Annotated in this window: 17 protein-coding genes and 4 pseudogenes; 6 read left to right on the top strand and 15 right to left on the bottom strand. The window is 64.7% G+C overall.

All coding sequences use genetic code 11. The features are described 5' to 3' along the window. Window positions 1-587, top strand: a 587-nt coding sequence (locus HUK65_RS14625) for a transposase (protein ID WP_235442173.1), incomplete at its 5' end; no start/stop codon positions are given. 13 nt (window positions 588-600) lie between these two features. On the opposite strand, the pseudogene HUK65_RS14630 reads toward HUK65_RS14625, so the two are convergent. The 4 genes and pseudogenes from HUK65_RS14630 to HUK65_RS14645 all read right to left on the bottom strand — a co-directional run. Beyond that, window positions 601-1,053: pseudogene (locus HUK65_RS14630) on the bottom strand (IS110 family transposase); the annotation flags it as partial. 145 nt (window positions 1,054-1,198) lie between these two features. Continuing rightward, a complete protein-coding gene (locus tag HUK65_RS14635) occupies window positions 1,199-5,536 on the bottom strand; it encodes a VCBS domain-containing protein (RefSeq protein WP_179907022.1) in 4,338 nt (1,445 codons plus the stop codon). Window positions 5,537-6,016: 480 nt separating this feature from the next. Beyond that, window positions 6,017-6,511, bottom strand: a complete 495-nt coding sequence (locus tag HUK65_RS14640) for an IS1634 family transposase (protein ID WP_235442175.1) — start codon at window positions 6,509-6,511, stop codon at window positions 6,017-6,019. Continuing rightward, window positions 6,508-6,666, bottom strand: a pseudogene (locus tag HUK65_RS14645) (IS5/IS1182 family transposase); the annotation flags it as partial. The pseudogene HUK65_RS14645 and the gene HUK65_RS14640, both read right to left, overlap by 4 nt. A gap of 498 nt (window positions 6,667-7,164) precedes the next feature. Here HUK65_RS14645 and HUK65_RS14655 point away from each other — a divergent pair. Further along, the gene (locus HUK65_RS14655; RefSeq protein ID WP_179907023.1) at window positions 7,165-8,334 is read left to right on the top strand and encodes an alpha-hydroxy acid oxidase; all 1,170 of its coding nucleotides are present in this window, start codon (window positions 7,165-7,167) and stop codon (window positions 8,332-8,334) included. Between the two features lie 85 nt (window positions 8,335-8,419). Here HUK65_RS14655 and HUK65_RS14660 read toward each other — a convergent pair whose 3' ends face one another. The 3 genes and pseudogenes from HUK65_RS14660 to HUK65_RS14670 form a co-directional block, all read right to left on the bottom strand. Continuing rightward, on the bottom strand, window positions 8,420-9,097 hold the full coding sequence (locus tag HUK65_RS14660; RefSeq protein WP_327787134.1) for a TRAP transporter substrate-binding protein: 678 nt from the start codon (window positions 9,095-9,097) through the stop codon (window positions 8,420-8,422). 64 nt (window positions 9,098-9,161) lie between these two features. Beyond that, window positions 9,162-10,095: pseudogene (locus tag HUK65_RS14665) on the bottom strand (IS5 family transposase). Window positions 10,096-10,161: 66 nt separating this feature from the next. Then, window positions 10,162-11,244, bottom strand: a pseudogene (locus HUK65_RS14670) (IS1380 family transposase); the annotation flags it as partial. A 128-nt stretch (window positions 11,245-11,372) separates the two neighbouring features. Here HUK65_RS14670 and HUK65_RS14675 point away from each other — a divergent pair. Continuing rightward, window positions 11,373-12,416 (top strand): IS1595 family transposase, encoded by a 1,044-nt coding sequence (locus tag HUK65_RS14675; protein WP_179907025.1) that lies wholly within the window; start codon window positions 11,373-11,375, stop codon window positions 12,414-12,416. A gap of 192 nt (window positions 12,417-12,608) precedes the next feature. Continuing rightward, window positions 12,609-13,616, top strand: a complete 1,008-nt coding sequence (locus HUK65_RS14680; RefSeq protein WP_179907026.1) for a PRC-barrel domain-containing protein — start codon at window positions 12,609-12,611, stop codon at window positions 13,614-13,616. Between the two features lie 121 nt (window positions 13,617-13,737). Here the strand turns inward: HUK65_RS14680 and HUK65_RS14685 are convergent, their stop codons facing one another. Further along, window positions 13,738-14,097 carry a PRC-barrel domain-containing protein gene (locus tag HUK65_RS14685; RefSeq protein ID WP_179907027.1) on the bottom strand — a complete coding sequence of 120 codons (360 nt, stop codon included), beginning with the start codon at window positions 14,095-14,097 and terminating at the stop codon, window positions 13,738-13,740. 392 nt (window positions 14,098-14,489) lie between these two features. On the opposite strand from HUK65_RS14685, the gene HUK65_RS14690 reads away from it, so the two are divergent. Then, a complete protein-coding gene (locus HUK65_RS14690) occupies window positions 14,490-14,771 on the top strand; it encodes a hypothetical protein (RefSeq protein ID WP_179907028.1) in 282 nt (93 codons plus the stop codon). Between the two features lie 190 nt (window positions 14,772-14,961). On the opposite strand, the gene HUK65_RS14695 is transcribed toward HUK65_RS14690, so the two are convergent. The 5 genes from HUK65_RS14695 to HUK65_RS14715 all read right to left on the bottom strand — a co-directional run bounded on the left by HUK65_RS14695 (window position 14,962) and on the right by HUK65_RS14715 (window position 21,125). Next, window positions 14,962-16,113, bottom strand: coding sequence for an LBF_2804 family protein (locus HUK65_RS14695; RefSeq protein WP_179907029.1), 1,152 nt, complete (start codon window positions 16,111-16,113; stop codon window positions 14,962-14,964). A gap of 36 nt (window positions 16,114-16,149) precedes the next feature. Further along, a complete protein-coding gene (locus HUK65_RS14700; RefSeq protein WP_179907030.1) occupies window positions 16,150-17,289 on the bottom strand; it encodes an AI-2E family transporter in 1,140 nt (379 codons plus the stop codon). A gap of 379 nt (window positions 17,290-17,668) precedes the next feature. Continuing rightward, window positions 17,669-19,270, bottom strand: coding sequence for a GMC family oxidoreductase (locus HUK65_RS14705; RefSeq protein ID WP_179907031.1), 1,602 nt, complete (start codon window positions 19,268-19,270; stop codon window positions 17,669-17,671). Further along, entirely contained in the window at window positions 19,267-19,761 is a 495-nt protein-coding gene (locus tag HUK65_RS14710; RefSeq protein WP_179907032.1) for a sugar dehydrogenase complex small subunit, read from the bottom strand. The genes HUK65_RS14705 and HUK65_RS14710 overlap by 4 nt, the downstream gene beginning before the upstream one ends. Beyond that, the gene (locus HUK65_RS14715) at window positions 19,758-21,125 is read right to left on the bottom strand and encodes a c-type cytochrome (RefSeq protein ID WP_179907033.1); all 1,368 of its coding nucleotides are present in this window, start codon (window positions 21,123-21,125) and stop codon (window positions 19,758-19,760) included. Before HUK65_RS14715 ends, HUK65_RS14710 begins: the two co-directional genes overlap by 4 nt. 838 nt (window positions 21,126-21,963) lie before the next feature. Between HUK65_RS14715 and HUK65_RS14720 the strand changes: the two genes are divergently transcribed. Then, on the top strand, window positions 21,964-23,004 hold the full coding sequence (locus HUK65_RS14720) for a fatty acid desaturase (protein ID WP_179907034.1): 1,041 nt from the start codon (window positions 21,964-21,966) through the stop codon (window positions 23,002-23,004). Between the two features lie 124 nt (window positions 23,005-23,128). Here HUK65_RS14720 and HUK65_RS14725 read toward each other — a convergent pair whose 3' ends face one another. Both HUK65_RS14725 and HUK65_RS14730 read right to left on the bottom strand, forming a co-directional pair. Next, window positions 23,129-24,517, bottom strand: coding sequence for a DUF2254 domain-containing protein (locus tag HUK65_RS14725; RefSeq protein WP_179907035.1), 1,389 nt, complete (start codon window positions 24,515-24,517; stop codon window positions 23,129-23,131). A gap of 713 nt (window positions 24,518-25,230) precedes the next feature. Continuing rightward, window positions 25,231-25,518, bottom strand: a complete 288-nt coding sequence (locus tag HUK65_RS14730; RefSeq protein ID WP_179907036.1) for a hypothetical protein — start codon at window positions 25,516-25,518, stop codon at window positions 25,231-25,233. Window positions 25,519-25,532: the final 14 nt, after the last annotated feature.

Consider the following 25,532-nt stretch of genomic DNA (forward strand, 5'->3'; position numbering starts at 1 on the left):
CCACCTTCGTCCGGGCACATATGGAGAGCATGGTTGCCTGCGACTTCTTCACCAAGACCGTGCTCACTGCCCGTGGGCCGTTGACAGCCTATGTGCTGATTTTCATCCATCTCGGCAGTCGCCGCGTGTACTGCAGTGCTCCGACCTATGCCCCGGACTCGGCATGGGTGACGCAGCAGGCACGCAACACGCTTATGTGGTGCTCGAAGCAGGGGATCGAGCCGGGCTTCCTCATCCGAGACGCCGACACCAAGTTCAGCGTCAGCTTCGATACGGTTTGGGCATCGGAAGGTGCCAGGGTCATCCAGATCCCGCATAGAGCACCGGACGCCAATGCCTTCGCCGAGTCCTTCATCGGCACCATCAAGCGCGAATGTCTGGACTTCTTCGTCTGCTTCAGCCGGTCGCAGCTCGACTACATCCTGCGAACCTGGGTGCGCCATTACAACACCGAGCGCCCGCACCGCGGACGCGGTATCGGGAACAATGTGCTGCAAGTCGATTTCCGACCGGCCCGAGACGGCCCGATCCGTAGGCGCCGCCAGCTTGGCGGCATCATCACATCCTACACCCGCGATGCGGCGTGAATGCCTTCTATCCCACCCCTTCCGGCGCCACATGCCCGAATTCATAGAGGTGCGCGCGCAGGGCGTTGATCGCCTCGGTCCGCTGCTTCATGATCTGCTCGTGGGCGCGAAACGCCACCGCCCGAGCCTGCTGGGCTTCGGTCTTGGGTTCGACGAACCGCATGGTCGGACGCGTCGCCGCTTCGGCATCGGTCGCATCGTTTTTCTGACGCTTGATGAACGGCTTGACGTAATGCGGCGCAATCAGCCTGACGCTGTGACCGTAGGCGGACAATTCCCGCGCCCAATGGTGCGCGCTGGCACACGCCTCCATCGCCACCACGCAGGCAGGATGATCCGCCATGAACCCTGCAAACTGCAGGCGCGACAGCTTCTTGCGGAAAACGACAGCGCCGTCCGCTGCCGCCCCGCGCAAATTGAACACGTTCTTTGCCAGGTCGACTCCGATGATGCCAATCTCTCCCATGGATGCCCTCTCCTTCAGCTTGTGTCTCGACACCACAAGCTTGGCACATTGCGATGCCGTCTGGGGAGAGCGGCATCCACCCCATCTCCACCCACCCTATGCATGCGCAGGCATCCTTCGCATGCTCCCCACACGGCGGCCATCGTCACGCAAATTCCTGCATTGATCCGAGCAGGATCCCCGTCATACTGACCTCGGCATCTTGGGTCAGCGCATCGACCATGACGCCGGTGTCATACTCGACCGTGTCGCGATCAATATGCGTCAGGTCGGCGTCAGCATCGACGAACACCCATCGCGGCCCGTGCTCGCTCTCGAGCCCCACCGCCGCGCGCAGCACTTCAAGTGCATCCAGCGCCGTGACCCGGCCATCGGCATTAATATCGGCAGCGATGAAGGCTTCAGGCGTTGCCGGCCCGAAACTGGGCGTCAGGCCAACCGCAAGTCGCAGAACATCAAGCGCATCCAGCGCAGACGGGCGACCGTCGGTTACAGGGTCGTAGGGGCGTGTCGCATCGAGATGGCCGGACATGCCGGTGTCGAGTTCGAAGCCGAAGGACCCGCTGCTATCGGCCTCGGCACTGTAGCTTGCGCCGTCATCAGGTGAGAAAATGATCTCCACCCCCTCCAGGGCACGGCCGCCGCGATCTGCCACCAAACCCTCCAGGGTATGAGCCGGGACAGGCTCCACGGGGTCCGGCTCTGGCGTGCCTGTCTCGCGTACGCCGGCACCGCGGATTGTAACAGTGATTGTCTCGGATGCGGTACCGTCAAGGCTGGAAACAGTCAGGGTATCGGCAACCTCGGCTCCCTCGGGCAGCGCTTGCACAGCACTGGCGTCATTGTCGAGAGCGTAGGACCAGGCGCCGGTCTCGTGGCCGAAGGCGAAGGTGCCGAAATCGCCCGCCAGAGTGGCGGTGCCGACCTCCGCGAACCGGTCCTCGCCCGCATCCGGGTCGGTGACGCTCAGCACGCCCGCGACCTGCGCGCGATCAGGGTCGCCCTCGACCACCAGCCCGGTACTGTCCCCGGCGATGCTGGCGGGGTCGTTGATCCCGGCCACGTTGATGTCGATGGTCACATCGGTCGACCGATCATCCTGGTCGGTCACCGTGACCACGAAGACATCGCCCTCGACGACGCCTTCGGGCAGTCGCTGCGCGGCGTTGGGATCGTATCGGAACGCTCCATCGCTGCCAATGCGCAGCAGCCCCAGGGCGCCGGCGATCTCCACCTCATCCTCGATGGCCTCGCCATTCACCGCCGAGACGCGCAGCGATGTTTCGCCCTGCCCGGGCCAGATCGAGCCCGACACCGGCGGGCTATCCTGCACAGCCGTGAGGTTCAGATCGCCAAGATCATTCAGCCCGAGCAGCGTGATACTAACATAGCGCAGGCCGCCATCTTCCCAGATCAGATCGAAGGCGGGCTCTGCGTCCGGAGCGGACATCACCACCTGGTCGAAATCGCCGATGACCGAGCCGCCTACCTTAAGGAAATCGAAAACGTCATCTGCTCCCGGCTGGTAGCCATCGATGAAACTGAGCTCCAGTGTGCCGCCGAGATACAGGTCTCCGGTCACTTCCAGAACGTCGAACTGGCCGGGCGCAAGACCCGCGAACTCGATTTCGATCGCGCCGGTTTCAAGAACGGTCAGATCACCGTCGATCAGGAACCGGCCCGGCGACGACCCGATCTCCAGCCGCCCGCCTAGGTTTATCGTGGAGCCTTCGGGGATGTGCCAGGACCCGTCGTCGCCGATCACCGTGGCGCCGGTGCCGATGTTGGCGGCCCCGGAGGTAATCGACCCGCCGTTGCGGATCTCGACGAGGGCCGAGCCGACATGCATCACCCCCGCGTTGTCCGGCGCCACCACCACGCTGCCGCCGTCAAGCACCTGCAGCCGCGCACCGCCTTCGCGGCCGACCCACAGCTCGGGGAATATGATTGGACCGGGAACATCGGAGAGCTCGGCGTCGGCGAAGCTCAGGTCGAGGATCGAGCCTTCGCCCACGACGATGACGGAGCCGAAACCTGTGTCGAACTCGCCGATCAGCGCCCGGTTGGTCTCGACCCGGCCGCCGTCGCTGATCAGGAGCCCGCCCGTGCCGGTCTCGCCAACGACCAGCAGCGGGCTGTCGAGCAGCGTGTTGAACGCGGCCGGCACGTCTGCGCCCTGACCCATGACGGAGACCTGTCCGTCGCCGAACTGCAGATCGCTGGAAACCGAAGCGGAACCGCCGATCGTGGTGGCTGCGAACACCTGCGCGCCCTCGCGGATCAGCATCAGGCCCTCGCCCCCGACGCCGACCTCCAGCAGGCTGTGCGTCGTAGTCTGCCCTGCAAGCCGCGATCCCTCGCCCCGCACCTCCAGCTCGCCCCGCATGCCGCCGAGAAAGCCGAGGCGGATCTCGTCGGCGTAAACATGCCCGCGCTCTTCCACCAGCAGCGCGCCTTCCCGCGGGCCACCGGGGGGCAGGCCGACCAGGCCGAGCAGGATGGTGCTCGCCTCGACGGCGGAATGGATTATCCCGCCGTCGTCATCGACGGCGAAGCCGGCGACGCGGACGCGGCTGCCGGCCTCCACATCCGCGCCGACGGCCAGAACGGCGTCGCTGACAAGCTGGCCGCCGCCGGTGACTTCCACCAAGCCGCCATGCACGCCGCCGACATCGATCTGCACATGGTGCATGATGGCGCCGAGGCCGTCGATCTGCACGAGGCCGGTTTCGCCCGCACCGTCCACGATGGCCCCGTAATCGAACTCGGCGCCGCCGACCCGCCCCCCCGCCGCGACCTGCAGGCGGTCGATCACGTGCAGGTCGACGTCCGTGCCGTCGCGGGTGGCGGCGGTCTCGAAGTCGTCCAGAAAGACGTCGCCGACCAGAAGCCAGCCGTCGTGAGACAGGATCCCGCGCGGCCCGACAAAGACGTCATCCACTGTCAGGCGACCGTCGGGCAGACGCACCGCGCTGACGCCATCCTCGGTCTCGAACGTCCCGAGGACCCGCGCGGCGACGGAGAGATCGTCTGTGGACTGCACCGAGAGCGACTGGAGCCGATATTCGTGACCGTCGAGGGCAAAGCTCACATCGCCCGCCAGCACCGTCGCGCTGCCATGCGCGGCATCCGCGTCGAAGGTCACCACATAGGCGCCAACCGCATCGAACATGGCGCTCTGCGACCCGGTCGGCGAAAAGCTGGTCGTCCAGTTGCTGCCATCGGCGAAAAGGCCATCGACCGCGTCAAGCCAGCGAATGTCGAAATCCAACTGCATTCTGAAGGCAGTCCGCGCGCTCCGGCCGGTTTCGCCTTCCGGTGCTGGGAACCCGGTGCCGGTAATCCAGCCGTCATTCGCTACATCGACTGCCGTTGCCAGATAGCCATCGCCAAGAAGATCGGCGAACGTCGAAGACTGCACAAGAGCCTTCAGATTATATAGGGCGTCGTCATGCCAGACGAACGGGGTCCGCAGAGGCAGGGACGCCATACCCGGGCGAAGGGGTGACGCATCGTCATGGGGGTCAATCCACATGTACCCGACCACCAGACCCTCGTCATTCATCGCATCAGCTATCAGGCGCGGTGTCCCGATGGCGTTCGGAGTCGGCGTGCTGGGACCAACATAGCTTGCGTCGCCCAAGGACCGGAATGACCCAAAATCGTAGACGGCGCTCTGCTGCTGGGGGAAATTCACGGCCAGCGCCTGAAAGCTGTCGTAGAGACCCAGGAAACTCCAGCCCCGCTCGATGGGCAACGGGACCTCGGTGCCCTCTGCCGTGATCAAGAAGCTCCATTCCTCGGACCCGAAGTCCCGGTCGAACCTGCCCTGCAGCACCATATCGCCCGAATTGTTGATCCTGATGTTCGTCGCCTGCCGCGCCGCAGTCTCGGAAAGGCCGGTCGGTAGCGGCACCAGTTGGATCGGTTCGCCGGCTGGTACGATCCAGGGGAGCCAGTCGGTAAGCGCGCCGGACTCTTCCGGTATCATGCGGATAACGCCGACGACGGTCGACGACTCGTTAAGGCCTGTCGGGACGAAGCCGTTAATTTCCCCGCTCATCGTTGGCAGGCCAAGGTCGCGTGCGTCATCCTCCCAGATGAACCCGACCGCGGCAGGATGGGTGTCTCCACGCGCTTCCACGCGAGTGAGCCATGTGCTTCCCACCACCGTGCCGGCGTCGCTGATGATCAGATCACGAACCTGCGGGTAGGCAACTTCCAGGTCGATGATCTCTAGCCTGGGTGTGACAAGCTCCAGGTCGTTCCAGCCCCAGCGAAAGGCCTGCGCTCCGGGTGCGATCCCGGCAACGACGCCGAAACTATTGATGCTCAGGCCTTCGCTGAACGTCACCGCGTCGATGCCGTCGCCGTGTGTCAGTGGTGGCAGCCACTCGAAATGAGCCACATAAGGGCGGGCCCGATCCTCGGGCGGTTCGCTCGGACCGCCGTCCGGCAGTTCTTCCATGGATTCATCAGACATCTCGGCGCTCCCACTAGATGCCGTCCCCGACCGAGCCGCAGTCCCCGTCGAGCGGGAACCGGCATGTTCGTTCGGCGCAAGAACAAAAAACGTTGCCGTCAGCATCCCCACCCATGAGGGTAGACCGTTTCACACAGCCGGGGTCCGCGCACCGTTTGGCTGGCCTGCCACCATGGGGTGGTAGTTTCATTCTTGACCGACATTCCCCAAGTGGCGTGCCGGGTGACCTAAGGTTCGCCTGAATCTGCCTGCAGGACAAGCATTTTTCGCCCCGAGCGGCGCCTTCGGTCGCGCAGGCTGTTGGAACTGGGCTGATCAGACCGGGAAGCCGCCGTGTTCTGGCTCGGCGGCGGTGTTTTTCAGCGCAGCGGGCAGACCTGTCCTGCCGCTTTCGTTCAGTTTGTGTCACCCGAGTTTAGCACTTCGTCATGTTAAGTACCTGATATCCTTGAAGCGGGGTTCAAGAAATGACACAACAAGTCAGGCTGACTGCTTCGGCAGCTCTATTTTCAGGGCCTTGAACAGGTCGAGTTGCTCCGCGTCTGGGCGGGTTATGCCATGATAGGCATTGGCGCCCACATGAACGGTGTGTTTTTGGATCCTGCTGAGGCATTTCAGCAGTTTCGATGGAGAAACCGGGCTTTCAGCAGCCTTCAGGCGCATCCGCAGGATGCGGTAGAGGGCAAGGGCAAGAAAGCAGATGAGCGCATGGGCGCGGATCCGATCTGGCAGGCGATGATAGACAGGCGCTATTTCGATTTCGGATTTGAGCACGCGAAAGCCCCGCTCGATGTCAGCCAGTGACCGATAGCGCGCGACCACCTCTTCCGGGGTCATGTCCGACAGGCTGGTGACCAGCATCAGCTTGCCATCCAGTTGCGCGGCCTGTGCGATGGCCTCATCATCAACGGTATAGGGCATTGTTGCAGAAAGGCGGCTTGAGGCGTGTCTCCCCCTTTCCCCCTTCAGGTTCAGGCCACGCGGACGATCTCGGCGGTGCCGAGTGCGTTGAAACGATTCATGAGTGCAATGCGGATATGGATTTCGGCGGTTTGGCGATCGGGGTCCCTTGCTGCGATGCGTTTCCCGAAGGACTTGAGGCACCGCATCTTGGCCTCGGCGCGGCTGCGAGGGCGACGGGCGGCCGCGTCCAGCATCTGGCGGTGGATGGCATTGGTCTGCTCCAACTGGTCGAGCCGTTCGGCAGCGCGGCCTGCGCGTTCGCCTGATCGGCGGAGGTTGAGAATGAACAAGGCGATGGTGAGCGCGACAAGAGCGAGTGCCGCCACCCGCCGCGCCCATGGCCGGGCCATCAGCCCGACCACGAGGCCGCCCCACATCAGCGCAGCCCCTTACGCCAGTCGTCGAGCCGCGCCCAGATCGCCAAGGCAATCTCTCCGAGCGTCAGCGCGATGAACAGAACAGCCAGCGGAGCGCACCGAGATACGGCTGCAGTGGAAGGACTGCACCCTGCGCCTCGGCCAGCAGCTCCTGAGCGATTTCGACATCGGGGTCACCGACCGTAATCTTGCCAGCAGGCTTGCCGCTACCCGGAGAATGTCGGTTGTAGGAATTCCGCACGATCAGTAAGCAGTCAGGACCAGTTTTCCGATGCTCAGGAACAGCCCATGCCCGTGATCGCCGAAATCGAGGACCTGCGCCGCCTCTATCGCCGTCGCACGCCGCGCATGTTCTGCGATTTCGTCGAAAGCGGGTCCTGGAGCGAGCAGACGCTGCGCGCCAACATCAGCGACTTTCACCACCTGCGGCTGCGCCAACGTGTGGCGGTGGACATGTCGAACCGTTCCACCAGATCCACCATGATCGGCGAGGATGTCGCCATGCCCGTTGCCCTGGCGCCGGTGGGGCTGACCGGGATGCAGTGCGCTGACGGGGAGATCAAGGCCGCCCGCGCGGCCGAGAAATTCGGTGTGCCCTATACCCTTTCCCTCCTGTCGATCTGTTCGATCGAGGACGTGGCCGAACATACCTCGCGCCCGTTCTGGTTTCAGGTTTACACGCTCAAGGATGAGGACTTCATGCGCCGCCTGTTCGAGCGGGCGCGCGCGGCGCACTGCTCGGCGATCATCATAACACTGGACCTGCAGGTGCTGGGCCAGCGCCACAAGGATCTGCACAACGGGTTGTCCGCACCGCCGAAGCTGACCGTGAAATCTGTCGCCAACATGATGACCAAGGTGCAATGGGGCCTGGGCATGCTGGGCACGAAACGGCGGTTCTTCGGCAATGTGGTGGGTCACGCCAAGGGGGTGACGGACCCTGCGTCGATATCGGCCTGGACGGCCGAGGCCTTCGACGAAACGCTGGACTGGGACCGCGTGGCCCAGTTTCGCGACATGTGGGGTGGCAAGCTGATCCTCAAGGGCATCCTCGATGTCGAGGACGCGATCAAGGCCGCCGATCTGGGCGTCGATGCGATCATCGTGTCCAACCATGGCGGACGGCAACTGGACGGCGCAATGTCCTCGATCCGGATGCTGCCCCGGATTGTCGATGCCGTGGGCGACCGGGTCGAGGTGCATATGGACGGCGGGATCCGGTCAGGGCAGGACGTGCTCAAGGCGCTCGCGCTGGGCGCGCACGGCACCTATATCGGGCGGGCCTTTACCTATGGTCTTGGTGCGATGGGCGAAGATGGCGTGACAAAGGCGTTGCAGGTGATCCACAAGGAACTCGACACCACCATGGCGCTCTGCGGCGAACGCGATGTCCATGACCTTGGCGCCGACAACCTGATCATCCCGCAGGGCTTCGACGACCCGACCGCAAGGCTCTGAGCCATTGACGACCCCGGGCCCAATACGGGCCGCGCGACATGGTCGCGCGGCATAAAGTTTCGATCACATCACCATCGGTCCCGGATCAACGAATGTAGCCGAGCTCACCCCAGCGGCGGTAGTTCTCGCGGAATGTGCTGTAGCTTTCGTACACACGCGCGAAATCGGCATCTGCCGCGGCTTGCTCGTCGGCGACCTCCAGCCAAGCAGCTTCGAGCGCTTCGAGGATTTCGTCCGAGAAGGTGTGGATGGTGACCCCGCGTTCCTCAAGCTCCGCGATGGCCCCGAACTGAAGCGCCTCGCCTTCTGCCAAACCGTAGGCAATATTGGCGTCGCACACGGTTTCAATCTTGAACTGGGTGTTCTCGTCCAGGCTCTCCCAAACATCGAGGTTGACCATCAGATCAAGCAGAGTCGATTGCTGGTGCCAGCCGGGGAAGTAGTAGTGCTGCGCCACCTGATAGAAACCGAGGTTCAGGTCGATGGCAGGCATCGAGAATTCCGCACCGTCGATCGCGCCAAGTTCAAGCGCGGGGAAGATGTCGCCGGGGGCCAGAAGCTGGGTGGATACGCCCATTTTTTCCATCACCAGCGCGCCCAACCCGAAGAACCGCATGGTCAGACCTTCGAAATCCTCGACGGTTTCGATCGGCTCGCGGAACCAGCCGGCCGCTTCGGGCGCGATGATGGCGCAGTGCAGGGACTTTACGTTGTGCGGCTCCCACAGTTCGTCAAACAGCTCTCTGCCGCCGCCGAACTTCACCCATGCCAGAGGCATTGTTGCAGAACTCTGGCATGAAGCGAGGGTACCCCTTTCCCCGCTGACGTTATGCCACACGGACGATCTCGGCGGTGCCGAGGGCGTTGAAGCGGTTCATGAGGGCGATGCGGATGTGGATTTCGGCGGTCTGGCGGTCGGGGTCTCTCGCGGCGATGCGCTCACCGAAGGCTTTCAGGCAGCGCATCTTCGCCTCGATCCGGCTGCGGGCATGATAGCCCGTCCAGCGCTTCCAGAACGCCCTCCCATAATATCGCGTCGCGCGCAGGGTTTCGTTGCGGGCGCGTGCCGCTGGGCAGTCGTCTTTCCACAGGCGGCCGTTTTTCCGGATCGGAATGATCGGAGTGGCCTCATGCGCGAGGATGGCGGTGTGGCAGCGGCGCGTGTCATAGGCGCCGTCGGCAGTCACGGTGCCGATCTGCTCGCCCTCCGGGATCTGGCCGAGCAGCTCCGGCAGCACGGGGCTGTCGCCATCACGGCTGGGGGTGAACTCCACGGCGCGGATGTCTGAAGTTGCCGTATCCATGGCCAAATGCACCTTGCGCCATTGGCGTCGGCCTTGGACACCGTGTTTGCGCGCCTGCCATTCGCCATCGCCGAGGAACTTGATCCCGGTACTGTCCACGAGCAGGTTCAGCGGGCCATCCGCGCGGCGATAAGGGACCTGGACGGCCAGGGTCTTCTGCCTGCGGCACCAGGGTGGAAAAGTCGGGCACGGGCCAGTCCAGCCCCGCCAGCTTCAGCAGGCTCGCCACCATCCCGGCGGTCTGTCGCAGGGGGAGCTTGAACAGAACCTTGATCGACAGGCAGAACTGGATGGCCGCATCGGAAAACACCGGCGGACGTCCGGGCCGCCCGTCACGCGGCGCGCGCCAGATCATGTCCATGTCGACCCAGATCAGCAGCGACCCCCGCTTGCGCAGCGACGCGTTGTAGCTGGACCAGTTCGTCGTGCGATAGCGGGCGGGAGGGGGCTTGCTCATGCAGTCCGTGTAAACACCTGGATTCCCAAAGTGAATCCCTCACGGCGATAGTTCTGCAACAACGCCGCATGACAGCCGCGTCCAGCGAAAGGCGTATTTGCCTTCCTGGATGTGCTGCTCGGCGGTGCCGCGCTGGTTGTAGAACCTCACCACCCAGTCCGGCTCCATCGGCAGGTTGGTGACGATGAAGCCGACACGCGGAAACAGTTCGCCCGGATGCCATTCGATCTTGGCGATTACCCGGCGCTCCTTGTCCCAGGACGCCGCCTGATAGTCGAAGTCCTCGTAGAAGCGCTTGACCTTGGTCGGCGAGGGTCGCCCCACAGGACGCGCCAGACGATGCGCGATCTTGTCCTTGAGCACCGCGTTGGCGGGAAGCCGGATGGCGTAGAAATACTGCGCCTCTTCCAGCCGTTCGTAGATCGCGGGGATCGCATAGGCTGCGTCGGCCCGGAAGAACCGCAGGATGTCCCGCGTTGCATACCGGGCGATCACCGGATCGAGGACGTCCCGCCAGCCATCTGCGCTGTGGACGTTGCCATTGCGCAGGGCGCAGCGTTCCAGCATGCCGAACTGGTTGAACAGAAAGTTAGGGTGGTAGCAGGTGCAGTCGAAGTGGCCATTCCAGGCGGCACTCTCCTGGTCGCCGTGGGCGGGGCTGACCGAGCTATCCATGTCCAGCACGATGAACTTCAGCCCGTTGCGGTCATGAAACCGGTCGATCCATTGCCCGTTCAAATCGGCCAGCGCCACCCGGTTCTCGGCCAAGGCCAGTGTCTCGGTCTCGAAGCGACCCATCTGCGAGGCCGTGGCAGCTTGCGCATCGACAGCCCGGCCGCCCACGACCTGGCGCATGACCGGATCGAGGGCCAGGCGGTCGGCGTCGTTGACGTCCTCGTATCCAGCCAGTCGCCCGAACACCGATTGGCGGAATAGCCCGTCAAGCCGGTGGACGGTGTTCTTGCCTCGGCGGGAGTCGCGCAGCGCCCATGACGCCAGATCGAACAGCCCAAGCGCATCATCCAGTTCGCGCATCACCAACAGGCCGCCATCGGAACTGAGCTGCGTGCCGCGAAACTCCACGCGCACACGGCGGTCGAACTCGACCCGATCCGCCCGCTGCGAGCCCGCACCCTTTGGGTGATCCATGAAACGCGCCCCTCGTAGCCACCAACACCATGATTTATATAGGAAATAACACGGTCACGACAGCGAAATCAGCGAGTTACTTGGGGAATTTGGGATGCTGAGGCTTCCGAGGCCCCAGGAGACCCGCCATGCCCCGCTTCGATCCGACCGAATTCGGCCGCCTGCTTGCCCGCCTGACCCCTCAGGAACTGCGCCAGGTCGAAGGTCTGGTTGCCGATGCGCGCAAGCGTGCCGAGGCCGTCCTGGAGATCGACGCGCGGGCCGATGCTGGCGGCCCTGCAGCGTCCTGCCCGCGCTGTGGGACCTGTGCACGCACCCGGTGGGGTCGGACCAGAACAGGCGCACAGCGATGGAACTGCTCGGGGTGCGGGGCGACGTGGTCAGGCCGCAGCGGAACGCCGCTGGCCCGGGTTCACCGCCCTGACCTGGTGGTCGCACTGGCGCGTGACATGATCGAGGCACCGCAGCCGATGTCCTGCCGCCGCGGGGGCGAGGTGCTGGGGGCGTCGCGTGACAGCATCTGGCGCTGGCGGATGGCGATCATCGGGGTCCTCACGCCGGAGGCTGACAACAGCCTTGCTGGCATCGTCGAAGCTGACGAAGCGCATCAGCGCGAGAGCCGAAAGGGGTCGAGGGAGTGGGTGCGGCACCGGCGCGACCCTGACAATCACCCGGCACCGCCGCGCCTGAGGTGGCGGGCCTATCGGCGCAGGGGCAGTTCGGCGACAGCGCCTCCGGGCGGTTGGCGGGCCTGGGAGAAGAAGCTCCTCGCGGCAACCGATCGCGCCGGCCACCGCGCGTTCGAGGCCATGTCCGACGCGGGTCATAAGGCGATCTCCCATGTCCTGCTGCCCGTGATGGCGCCCGACGCGGTGCTCTGCACGGACGGGTTCGTCACCTACGGGCGGATCGCGAAGGACGAACGCATCCCGCACTTCGCACTCAACGCCGGGCGGCGGACGAAGCGCACCCCGCGCAGCCACCACATCAACACCGAGAACGCCCTGATCAGCCGGTTCCGCGCCTTCATGCAGCCCTTTTGCGGACCCGCGTCAAAGAACCTCGCCGCCTACGGCCGCTGGCATGCCGCCCGAAACAACGCCGACCGCTCCTACCTGGATGCGCTCCGGCTGCTGCTCGCTTCAGGCCATCGCGCCAACACGATTTGCTGACACCGCCACTTCGCGCGTTTCTCGTCTTCCTGGAAATGCCGATCCTGGACGATGACGGCAAATGCAAAGTGACACGCATATTCGCCCGGACGCAGACGGAGAACGGAACGAAGCGGGCAGGCTCACGTTTCTATTCCGTCGGGCGGACAAACGATCGGTCCTCGATACGTTCCCCGCCCCAGGAGGCTTCAAATGAACAAGCTACTTTCAACTACCGCCCTGGTGGTCGCCCTCAGCGTTCCGGGCATGGCGTTCGCGCAGACAACAGGCTCTGCCGAGCAACCTGAAGCGCAGCAGCAAAACGGCATGCAGTCTGGCTTCATGCCCGCGCGCGGCCAGTCGGATATCTTCGCATCGGAACTGATGGGCCATGAGGTCCATGCACGTCGCTCGGGCCAGAACGAAGTTCGGTCACATGACGGCCAGACAGATGGGCAGGCATCCGCAACCGACGGCCAGGCCCAAGATATCGGCGAGCAGCATATGAATGCAGAAGGCAGCCGTGGCATGGAAATGACGAACCGTTCCGATATCGAAAACATGGAACAGATCGGCCAGATCAACGAAATCATCCTGTCGAGTGATGGAGAAGTGCGTGCGCTCGTGATCGGTGTCGGCGGGTTCCTCGGCATGGGCGAGCAGGACGTCGCCGTCACGATCGATCAGGTCACCTTCTTTTCGGACTCTGATGACCAGTCGCAGATTTATGTCGTGCTGAACACCCCGGCGGACGCGCTCACCGACGCGCCGACTTATGACCGCGCCGCCGCGACAACCGATGACACCAGGGACGCGAGCCAGGATCGCGCACACGACGTGGCCAGTGCCGATCGCACACAGGGCACGACTCAAGGCCAGGATACGCGGACAGGGTTTGCTGCACCTCAGATTGAACGTGACGGCTATTCCCAGATCGAAGCAAGGGATGTCTCGACCGAAATGCTGATGGGGGAATCTGTCTACGATACCCAGGACAATGATGTCGGCTCTATCGATGACATGCTTCTTGATGACGAAGGGGCCGTGACCCATGTCATCGTCGATTTCGGTGGCTTTCTTGGTATCGGCAGCAGTCAGGCCGCAATCGGTTATGACGAACTGACAATCCTGACGACCGAAGGCTATTCGGATGTACGTATCTATGTCGATGCAACCAAGTCACAGATTCAGGACCTGCCGCGTTATTCGGCTCGGAACTGAAACGCTGCGCCGGACACCACGCGTGTCGGTGCGCAGATGTGACTGATCCTGTCGTGAACAACAAAGAGACCGCACAATTCGTTGTGCGGTCTCTGTCTTCGTGTTGCAGCTCTTGGCGTGATCAGGCCGCGTGGTGCGGAAGCGACTTTAGCTTTTCCTTCGTCGTGTCCAAGTTGACGCGCACTGTCGACCCGCCAGTTTCGCGCTGGACGTTCAACTGTTCGAACGGCAGCAGAACCGAATGCGCACCGATGCCAAGGAATCCACCCACATCGACGACAGCATGGGTGATCTTGTCGTCGCTCCCAAGCTGAAGCGAACTGATCGAGCCGATGTTCTCGTCATTGCGGCCATAGACGGTGGCGCTTTCAAGATCGGATGTGTTCAGGTCATGCGCTCCGACACGATCGTAACCGTCACGAACAAACCCGAAGGCGCCGCCAGTACCGCCTCCCGGTCGTGTATTGGAATGTTGTGTCATTTCAGTCTCCTTGACCCCGCAAGTCCGGGATCGGTGGCTACAGGGGCCCCCTGTCGGGTTGTGTCTGGTCACGGAACATCTGGAAGAGCTGTTCAGCAGTCGTGTCGGGACCTCAACCTGTTCACTCACGATCAGCAACATACAGCAAACGCGCGCGCAAACATGCCGTTCCAGATTCTGCGGGCTTTAGGAGGGTTTTTCCAGAAAGAACCGGATCATCTGAGCCGTGGCATCCGGCACCCCTGTCGTCCGTAAATGACCAGGCCTTGCGACCGCCCGACCATACAGGCCCTGCAACTGTCCAGGCCGCAAAAGTGCCTTTGGTATAGCCCCGACCACGGACCGACCGGGTGACGATTTGCGAAGGCCCTGCATCGCTTCCCTGTGCCACCATGATCAGATTTGCCGCATTGGAGAGGGGTAAACGTGCTGTTGCTGCCGCACTGAAAGACGATGCGGCATATGGGTGCGAATTTCAGCGCGATGGAGCGGGTGCGTCCACCGACGACCGCTTGATCCACAACGCCCATCGCATCGAACTGAAGGGAGACAGTATGCGCCAAAAAAAGCGCAAAGCCCGGATTGAGCACAACCGAAATCCCCGAAACCATTTCCCACGACAAATGACAGCAGCGCAAGGACCAGCCGTCGCCTATCTGTCGGGGACTTGCTGAAACGGCTGTCCGCAACTTAGTGAAATCGCTGTCCGGTTCTTCCGAGATCCGAAGCTGGACGGTGATTCGCCACTGGCACCCGTCAATGGTGGCGCTGGACATGGGCCGGGGCATGGGGTTGACGGCTTGGGGCGGGGGGATTGCCGTGCTGGCTGTGGGTTGGCCGGCTGTCCGGCGACGACCGGGTTCCTCATGCTGCGCCGGGGCTGCGGGTTGCCTGCAGCTCCGCGTTGGTCACCTTACGGCCGCGTGCCAGCGCCTTGCGTAGGTCGGCCAGGCGGGCGACCTGCAGGGTTGCGCCGCAGTCCAGGCAGGCGTCGCGCAAAAGCGCTGCCTGTTCGCGGTGCAGGCGCCCGCCGATCAGGCATGACACCGTCAGCAGGTCGAGCACACGGGTCTGACCCGCCGCCTCCAGCCGCGGCAGGTGGGGACGCATGGCACCCCAGTCCAGCGCGATGTCGCCGTCACGCTGCAGGGCCGTGCGCAGGCGTTCCAGCAGATAGATCTGGTTGGGATGGCCGTCCTGCCCGCGTGTCAGCATCTCGCCGGCCGCATGCTCCAGCACGTCCTTCTGCGTGTCGGCCAGGTCGCCCGCGGCGCCGAACTGCGCCGCGATCAGGGCGTCCACGGCAAAGGGCCCCAGCGTGCGCAGCCGCGCCTCGGCCATGATGCGCGCGATGATCCAGGCGTTCCACACGGCATAGAGCGGACCGGCAAGCAGCGGGACCAGCCCGCGGATCGCCATGCGCGCGGCCACCCGGCGCAGGAACACCCGCAACAGAAAGCTGCTGACCCCGACCTTCATCTTGTAGGCAAGGTTCAGCGCCGTCAGCTTCCAGCGCGCCACATGGGCATAGGGGTCGATGCCGTGGACGCGCCCGCGGGGGTTGGGAAACTCCAGCCCGGCGCGCGCCAGACTGTGGGCCAGCAGGCCGTGCCCCTCGCCGTGCGACAGCGGCAGGCCGGAATGCCGGGTGATGCGCGCGATCCCGACCAGCGCCAGCGCATAGAGAAGCGCGATCTCCACCGCGCTGATCACGCCGACGAAGGCGTAGAAGGCCGCCCAGTAGGGCAGCGCCTCGCGCCAGCCGAGATCCTCCAACTTACCGTCGAACAGGCCCTGGCGCATCCAGACCTCGGCCCCGCCGATCACCCCGCCCGACACGATCCCCGCCAGCGCCGCCAGCGCGATGCTCCACCGCGTGACACGGGTGATCCGGCGCACCCGCGCGTCCGAGGGCGCAGCCAATGCGTCGTCCCCCGGGCTGCGCCGCACAAGATGATCGGCAAAGCGGCGCTCAAGGATGTTCGGCTCGGGCGAGAATGTTTGTGTCGCTGGCACGGCAAGCTCGCTTGTGATTCCCCGGCGCGCGGCCGGTCAGGTGATCTTTTCGCCCAGCGTGTGCTCGACCCAGATTTTCTGCACCGCTACCATCGCCACGATGGTCAGCGGCGCGGCCAGCATTAACCCCACGACCCCGAACACGATGCTGAGCAGCACCTGCACGGAGATCAGTAGCGCTGGCGCCAGATCGACCGCCTTCTGCTGGATCATCGGCACCAGGACGTTGCCCTCGATGTTCTGGATCACGATGTAGCCGATCAGCACGATCAGCCCAGTTTGCGTGCCTTCTGCAAACCCCACCGCTACGATCGGCACCGTCGCGATCAGCGGGCCGAGGAAGGGGATGAAGGTCAGAAGCGCCGTCAGCACTCCCAGCGCGAACCACAGCTCGATGCCCATCGCCAGCAGTCCAAGCCCCACCGTAATCCCCAGCAGCACCATAGAGGCAAGCTGCCCCAGGAACCACCAGCGCAACGCATGGGCGAGCGCGGACAGCGTGTCCTGCGCCATAGCCCGACGCCCCGGCGGCACGAGGCGCACCAGTCCGCCCCGGTACAGCGCCGGGTTCGCCGCAAGAAACATCGTGAGAACGATCAGGATGATGGCACTCGCGACACCGCCGACCGCCGACATCCCGAAGGTCATGGCATGGCCCGCTAGGTCGCCCACCGACCCGGCAAGTCCGCCGTCGCCGTCGTCAAGCTCCTCGATCAGTGCGGTGGCGCCCTGCTCCGAAAGCCAGGCCTGGACCGCCTCCACGGAATCGACCAGTGTGTTGCGCAGTTCCTGGAACTGCTGGACGAGGCGCGCCGCAGACAGGGACAGCGCGCCCAGGATTACCGCCGCGACGCCCAGCGCCACCCCGACCAACGCCCAACCCCGCGACACCGGCAGCCGCGCCGCGATCGCCCGAGCGGCCCCGTCGAGCCCGACGGCAAGCAGCACCGCCGCGAAGACGAGCAAGAGCACCTCGCCCAACAGATACGCGAGCAGCAGAAGCCCGGCCGTCAGCAAGATCATGTCGCTCTGCGGGCGGCGCACGAAATCCTCGCTCGCATGGCGCCGGTCGGGCGCGTGAGTGGTCTGGTGCACTTCGTCGCCGGGGCCGAGTGTGGTGTTCTGGTCCATCTTGTCGCTTCTTTCCTGATCATCGCCGCTGCGCAGGCGACGCATGTCCAAACGGGCAACCCGCCAGAGCCGCGGATGTTCCGCCGGTACACACCCCGGAAAACACGCAACCCGCCAAGCGCTGGGTCGGGCGTCGGAACGTGATGCGCGCGCCACCACCAGTCGAGGTGTCCATGCACCCGGTTCCAGAGCGAAGCCGCGTCAATGCCCGGACTGATTGCCTAGACCGGATACAGGCGGCGCGCGCCCCTCCCGCGTCGTTGGAAGGGGCGACCTTCGCAGATGTGAAGGTCGCCCACTCCGCGAAGCGGAAGACGAAGGCGGCGCAAAGGACGGAAGGCAGCCCTCATGCGCCCGGTCTGGCGGCGACAGCCGCGCGTGCGGCCGCCATTTCCCGGCATTCGGCCTGCCGACCCTTGATCGCTCATGACTCGGCAATCATCGTATCGGCCAGGCGCAGGGCCAGGGCGGCGATCGTCAGCCCGCAATTCACCGTGCCGCCGGTGGAAAACACCGAGGGGCCGCCGATGAACAGGTTCGGGTGGTCATGGCAGCGGCACTCGGCATCGACGACCGAACTGGCCGGGTCACTGCCCATGATCGTCGTGCCCATGATATGGTTGTTGCCGCCGTATTCGGCGTTGAATTCCACCTCCGTGCCGCCCAGCAACTCGGCGATGCGGGCATAGTTCTCGAGCGTCGCCTGTGCCGCGCGTTCGACATAGGGCTCGATCCGATAGGTCAGCAGGGGCTTGGGCAAGCCCATCGCATCGACCTGGTCGGGGTGCGGACGCACGCGGTTGTGCGGCTCGGGCAGCTGTTCGAGAAAGCAGTTGATGCCGACCTTGCGCACCACCCGCGCGCGGATCTCGGCATCCAGCTCGGGGCCGCGCAGCCCGGCGTCGATCAGCGCCTCGGTGATGCCGTCGAGGTCGGACATGTTGCCCAGATGCAGCTTGCGCCCCGCCATCTCGCTGCGGAAATCGCCGTCGCGCAGGCTGACGACCGAAGTCATCTCCTGCGGGCCGCGGCCTGGGAACACCGGCTTGTCCCACAGGAACGACACGCTGATTCCCGGGTGATCCATCAGGTTGCGCCCCACCTGATCGGAGCGGTTGGCGAGTCCGTTCGGCACCGCCTCGGACGCTGACATCAGCATCAGCTTCGGCGTCTCGATCCCGTTGGCCGCCAGCACGATGCGCCGCGCCGTCATGCGGTGGCGCGCGCCGTCAGGGGTGAGGTATCGCACCGCAGTCACCCGGTACCCCTCGGCATCGGTGTCCACGGCAAAGGCCACGGCATCGGGGATCAGCCGCGCGCCGGCGTGTTCGGCTTTCAGCGCGTGGACATTGCCGGAATACTGCGCGGCGATGGGGCAGATCGGCATGCAGTTGTTGTTGCCGCAGCACGCCGCGCGCCCGTCATAGGGTACCGAATTGCGGCACACGGGCTCGGTCGTCACGCGAAACTCGCCACTGGCGTTCAGCCGGTCGGCAAAATCACGGTCCATATAGCTCAGCGGCAGAGCCGGCATCGGATAGGGCCCCGTGCGCGGCGAGCCGAGATCCTCGTCCGTCGGGTCGGGGCCGGCCACACCCAGCTCGACCTCGGCCTGCGTATACCAGGGTTCCAGATCTTCGTAGGACAGCGGCCAGTCGCGGCCCACTCCATAGAGGCTGCGCAGGCGGAAGTCGTTGGGCAGGAACCGCCATGTCGCCGCCGCCCAGTGCCATGTGGTCCCGCCCACTGCGCGGATATACTGCACGTTATAGGGGTAGTCGCCGTCCTGCACGATATAGTCGCTGCCCGCCTGCCCCTGCGGCGCGTGGGCGGCGGCGACATAGGGGGCCATGAAGTCGCCCTTGTCAGTGGCGTTGCGATAGGCTTCGACCAGCTGGTGGCGGTGCAGGCGTGGTCCGGCCTCGAGGATAGTGACCTGGATGCCCGCGCGCGCCAACCGGTCGGCGATCAGGTTGCCCGCCAGCCCCGAGCCAACGACCAGAACATCGGTGTCGTGCTCCGTCATTGTCCCTCCTCGCGCAGCGGCAGCGGCCCGGTCGCGGGCGGCGCGGCCCAGAACCCCATCGCGCCGCCGCAATAACTGCGCAGGGGCAGGATGTCGGCGGTGACGCGGCCCATCAGCGTTTCCTCGAACCCGGTCAGGTGTGTCCGGTCGCCGACCGTGATCCGCCCCAGATACCAGCCGTGCAGGATTTGGTGCAGGATGTCTGCGTCCTCCATCGGGGGCATGGCCCCGCCCTCGGACACGGCGAGATACAAATCGCGCAAGGGCTGCGCCTGCCCGGTCTCCGTCAGAACCCCGAGGATCCGCGCCCCGAGCACCGGCGACAGGTCGTCATGCCCGGTCAGGCGGCGCGACAGGTCCAGAAAGGCATCGGGCGTGATCGGCCCCGACAGCGGCGTCAGCGGCGCCTGCGCCAACGCAATGCGCGCAAGCGCCAGCGTGTACAGCACGATCATGCCGCCCATAACGGCGCGGCGGGTGGGGGGGGTCATGGCCTGTCCTCCGGATCGGCGGGCATGGGCACGGCCGCGGCAAACCCCGACAGCGGGCCGGCGCCGGACGCCGACACCGGCCCGCCGTCGCGCAGCCGCGCCACCATGTCGTGGTCCACACTGCCGCCGCGCAGATGCGCCGCGATCGCCGCAATCTGCAGGTCCGTCAACTCCCCCTCGAAGCGCGGCATGTAGCCCTGTGCGGACCCGGCGGACGGCCCGATCCCCCACAGCATCACCTGGATCAGGTTGCGCGGGTCGGGACCTGCGACCGCAGAGCCGTCGGCAAGCCGGGGAAAGGCCGCGCCGCCCGCCGGGGCAGCGCCGTGGTGGCAGCTCGCACAATTGCCCGCGAACAGCCGCGCGCCGTCTGCGAAGACCGCGGTCCCCATCGGAGGGCGATCCGTTGCCAGCGCCGCCCGAGCGATGCCGTAGCCCTGCCCCTGCGCCGTGCGGGGAGATGGTTCCCGCGCCATCCGCTCTGCGTAATGGACGGCGAGAGCAGCCGTGTCAGCCTCGGGCACATGCGCCAGACTGTCATGCACCACCGTGGCCATCGGCCCCGCCGCGACGCCGTGCGCGGGGGACCGCCCCGTGCGCAGATAGGACAGCAGCGCAGCTTCGGTCCAGACATGCGGCGCGGGGTTGGCCGCCGTCAGCGGGGGCGCCCACCAGTCGTTCGCCTCGCCGCCCCGGTCGGCCTCCGACTGCATGGCTCCGCCGAGGCTGTTGCGCGGGATGTGGCAGGCGCCGCAATGGCCCAGCCCTGCCGCGATATAGGCGCCATCGTTCCAGACCTGCGGCTTCTCCGGCGACATCTCGACGCGCGTTTCGGAGTGATAGAGCAGTTTCCAACCGGCCAGCAGGGGCCGGAAATTGGCCGGAAACGTCAGGTTGTTGGGCGTTGCCTCGGCGGCGACGGGCGGCTGCGCCATGTTCCAGGCATAGAGATCGGCCATGTCGGACTCGGTGATCCGGGCGAAGTACTCATAGGGAAACGCGGGATAGAGGTGGCGTCCCTCCCGGTCGACGCCCTCGCGCATGGCGCGGTCGTAGGCCGCGAACGACCAGTCCCCGATGCCGGTGGCCGGGTCCGGCGTGATGTTCGTGCTGTAGATGGTCCCGAAGGGTGTTTCCATCGCCAGCCCGCCTGCCAGCGCCGCGCCCTCCGCCGTGGTATGGCAACCGGCGCAGTTGCCCAGCAGGGCAAGGCGCGCTCCGGCCGCGACCCGTTCGGGATCGGGCGGGGCCGTGGCCGCCAGCGTCGCGGGCAGCGGCGCAATCTCGGCGCGCCATGAAAGCAGGGTGAAGCCGATAGCTCCTGCGAGGAAGACGGCGCCAACGAAAATGAGCACCCACCTCATCACGACCCCCTCGGAGGCGGCGCCGATGACCCGCCCGGGGGCTGCGCCGCTCGGACCACCGCCCCGTCATTCCCCACGGCCGGTGATGGCGACCGAGGCCCCCGAGCTTCCCGGCGCATCGTTTCCGCCCGCGCGCGGCGGAGCGCCGCATAAAGCGTGGCAAAGCCCAAGGTGCGATCCGCATCGCCCCCAAAGTCGGCCCCTTGCCCCGATCGGCGAAGATTACGAAGCGCCGCCACACGTGCAACTTCGCAAGCATGTTCCAGCCGCAGCACCAGGCGCAGCAGTTCAGTGGACGTGCTTTCCCTGATGGCCTGCCAGCGGGCAGCGTACTTCAGCTCCGCAAGGCCCTGCATGGCGACACTCGGCGCAGATATTTCTCGGTCCATGCAAACCCCCCACACGTTGCCATGCCGCCACGACCGATTGCCGGGCAAATACCATGCACCTGCTGTTCGTGCATGCGCCCATCGGTTCATTGGCCAAAGGCGGATCATGATCCTGCGCCTCGAAACGAACATTTTACAGGGCCGGAATCTACTCACACAGACGCGTGCTTGACTGGGCCGAGCGTCTCTGCGCGCGCCCCGTTTCGGGTTGCGCAGGGCCGCAGGCGCAAACAAACCGACGGTCCAGAGCAGTTTGACTGGAACGAAAGGCGCGCCTGACGGTTCCTCAGTGACATACGTCGCAGGCTACAAGATGCGGCGCGGCCATCCGCGCGGACCGGCCGGTCGCCGCACGCGCGCGCGCTCCGGGACGCAAGCGACGAAGCACCCGCCCGTGATGCAGATTGTGTAGTACCTGATCCGCACACGACACCGAAGCGAAGGACGCCATGACCCAGCCCTGCCCCCCCGACCCCCATGCCGACCTTCCCGACCGCCTCGACGATCCGCGCGCCTGGATCGCGATCCTGGCGCAGTATCGCACCCCATCGAACTGGCGCAGCACTTGGGAGATCGTCGTCACGGCAGTCCCGTTGCTGGCGCTGTGGGCGCTCGCCTGGTGGAGCGTCGGCATCAACCCCGCTCTTGCGGTTGCCCTGTCGGTCCTGAACGGCGCGTTCCTGGTGCGTCTGTTCATGATCCAGCACGATTGCGGACATGCCGCATTCTTCAGCAGCCGCCGACTGAGCAACTGGGTTGGTCGGGCAATTGGCGTCTTGACGCTGACGCCGTATGACGCCTGGCGCCGGGTCCACGCCGAGCACCATGCCGACACCGGCAACCTTGATCGGCGCGGGATGGGCGACATCCGCACGCTGACAGTCGACGAGTATCGCAGCCTGTCGCCGCTGGGCCGCCTTGGCTATCGCCTTTATCGCCATCCGGTCGTGATGTTCGGCATAGGCCCTTTCGTTCTGTTTTTCATCAGCAACCGCGTGCCCGTCGGCCTGATGCGCAACGGGGCGCGGTACTGGATCAGTGCGATGGGGACCAACGCGGCGATCGCAACCCTTGCGGCGGGTATCTGGTATCTGGGCGGTGGGGCCGTGCTGGCCTTTGTGTTTCTGCCAACGCTGCTCGTGGCCTCGTCAATCGGGGTCTGGCTGTTCTTCGTCCAGCACCAGTTCGAGGAGACGAGTTGGAACCACAACGCCGACTGGCAGGTGCACGACGCGGCGCTGCACGGCAGTTCGCATTACGTTTTGCCGGGGATCCTGCGATGGTTCACGGCCAACATCGGGGTGCATCACGTCCACCACCTGCAAGCCCGTATCCCGTTCTACCGGCTGCCCGAGGTGCTGCGCGATCACCCGCAACTCGCCGATGCCCAGCGGCTCACCCTGCGCGAAAGCTTCGCCTGCGCCCGCAAACACCTGTGGGACGAGACCACGCGGCGCCTCGTTCCCTTCGCGGCCGTGCGGGCGGCCTGAGTACGTCGGCCGGCGCCGAAGCAGAACGGGGGTTCACCTTCCGCATTGGACCGGCACGCAGCGGCCCCAGAAGGCCTCAGCGCTGCAGCCCAGACCGATCCGCACCCGTTCCACCTTGATCGGATCAGTCAGGTGCCGCGTGGTCCGCGATCGGATCGCGGCAATGCGCCCCCCCGGCAGCGACTGCCTGAAGCGCCCGCTTCAATTCGGTCGCAATTTCCTCGCGCGCGACCGATTCGTCGAGGAGTTCCATTGCCGAACCAGCCAATTGGCAAATCTGTTGCACGCAAGCCCTGGCCATTGGCTCCTGAAATGAGGCTTGAGCGATATCTGTGAGAACGTCCATCGCTTGCAGGGTCACGGTGCGGTTGGTGGCCACGCACTGGCGCATCTCGGCGAAGGATCTGTTCAACATGTCTTCGAAAGCGACCCGCCGATAGAGGACCGGATCGTCGCTTTTCGCCGGTTGCGACGGAGGTCGCGCGGCGAAGGCGACAAGACCGGCGCGCAGCCAGTCGAGGCAAAGCATGGCGGTACGAGGGTCGTTGATTCCCGGGGACAAGGCGCGCCCCAGAACTTCGACGAGTTGATCGGACAGGAAGAGAATGTCCTGCGCGTCCGTCCTGTTGTCGCCCTGCGTGAAGCAGTCTCGCATTTGCCTGTCGATCGCTCCCGCTCCGCTCCTTGCGGGGCGCGTGCTCAGGACCGTCTCGCCCATAACGACGAAGTCTCCAGGAGATCGGTGCAGGACGATTTGAATCCCGTTCTTGAGGGCGAGCGCGGCAAGATTCTCCAAGTCGAACTTCTGCACGAACCCCGTCACCTCCGCACGAACGACATGTGCGTCATCGGCTTGCGGTTCCTCGAACCAGGCCTCCACATCCATGTGGTGGGCATCCGGCGTGTCGCGCATGCGGCTGTCTTCCTCGTCCAGCATGCGGATCACGGAAGACTGGAGCTTGGCCCCGATCTCTGCCGTCAGGTTCATGATGTTGATGGATTCGGGAATGTGGTGAATGTAGGCGATCAGCGCGCCGACGGCTGCCAAGGTCAGCAGGAGTGCAAAGTAGAGCGAAAGATGGGGAACGAAGGCGTCGAGGGTGGTGCCGGGCGTTTCGGTGCTGGCGTGTACCGTGGTCAGGACGGTGATGCAGTAGACGAACGTTGCGACGAATATGCCCAGGATGACCTGGTTCTTCCTGTCCGCCATGAAGTTGCCGATCAGGCGGGGCCCGTAGTTGGAGCTTGCGAAGGATACGGCGACGATGGTTACGGAAAATGCGACGCCCGCGACACCGAGCGTTGCCGTGGCGAGCGTTGTGAGGATCGCCCGTGCCCCGTCGACCTCGATGGTGCGCACGAAGCCGGCTTCCCGGATCCAGTCCGACCCCACGCGCGCATCCAGATACGGCAGGACGAAACCGAGCAGAACGGCGCAGACCGTCATTACGCTTGGCCAGAACCAGTAGTTCTGCCGCAACTTGGTGATCCAGCGGAATATGAAGTTATGCATAGATCGTGTCGGCCACCTTGATAGGCAATACTGGGCAGGTTCCACGAAACGATACAGTCAGACGGTAGGGCTGTTATTTTGACTGAACGCAAGGATGCGCGATCAGTTCCGCGAGGTGTTTGGTTGGTCGCGGCTGGCTGACCCCAAGACCTTGCGGCTGTGTCGCAAGGGAGGCATCTGTGCTTCGTCCCCAACGGGGTCTGATACCGGAAGGGGCAGCTTCCCATTCTGGGCGGGCATTGGAGTCATGGCCCACCACGTTCAGTGCCCTGTCGCTGCGCAGGTTCTGCGAACGGCGCATCGGGACATGGGTGTTTCGGACGCAGGGAGATCATGCCTTGATGCATTGCTTGGTCCCGGTGCGGGATGCCGCGAAGATTGCCGTGATTGATATCTTGCGTGTCTGTCTGACGACATCGCCCATCGGACAGATCAGGACCGATTGTGAATGCGGCCCCTTCGGGACGTCACGCGGGGCTGGCGGACGCAAGGCTTACTCTTCGCCAGCGAGACGGTACCTCCGGATACGTACAACATTCTCGGCCGAAGGCGTCAACTCATTCCGGCCCTGGGCGATCGCAAAAGCGAAGTACGCCAGGGGGCGCCCGTTGATCGTGTCGAACACAGTGGCGCCGTCCACCAGCAGTTCGAGTTTGATGGTGTCGTTTGGGCCTATACTGCCCCGCATCAATGGTCACTTCGGCGCCTGGCTCTCAGTCCGTGCCAACCGGAACTGCAACCCGGATCAGACCGCCAGCGGGTGTGTCAATCTTGGCGTGCAGCAGCACGGGCCGACCTTCGTGGAAACCAGCCTGTGTTGCATCTCTGCCTTCGTCCAGCGTCTGCGCGAAGCGCGATGTCAGCGCGCGCGGGTCGTGCGCCCAGCCGGTCGCTCCCAGCGTAAAGGCGCGGGGCCGGTTGGGATCGTGGGCAAACCAGCGTTGCCAATGCATGAGATATGTTTTTCGCTTTCGAGTTTGGCCTGAAATCTGGCGATGCATGGTTCAACTGGACT

It is taken from the genome of Rhabdonatronobacter sediminivivens (assembly GCF_013415485.1).
Taxonomy (GTDB): Bacteria; Pseudomonadota; Alphaproteobacteria; order Rhodobacterales; family Rhodobacteraceae; genus Rhabdonatronobacter; species Rhabdonatronobacter sediminivivens.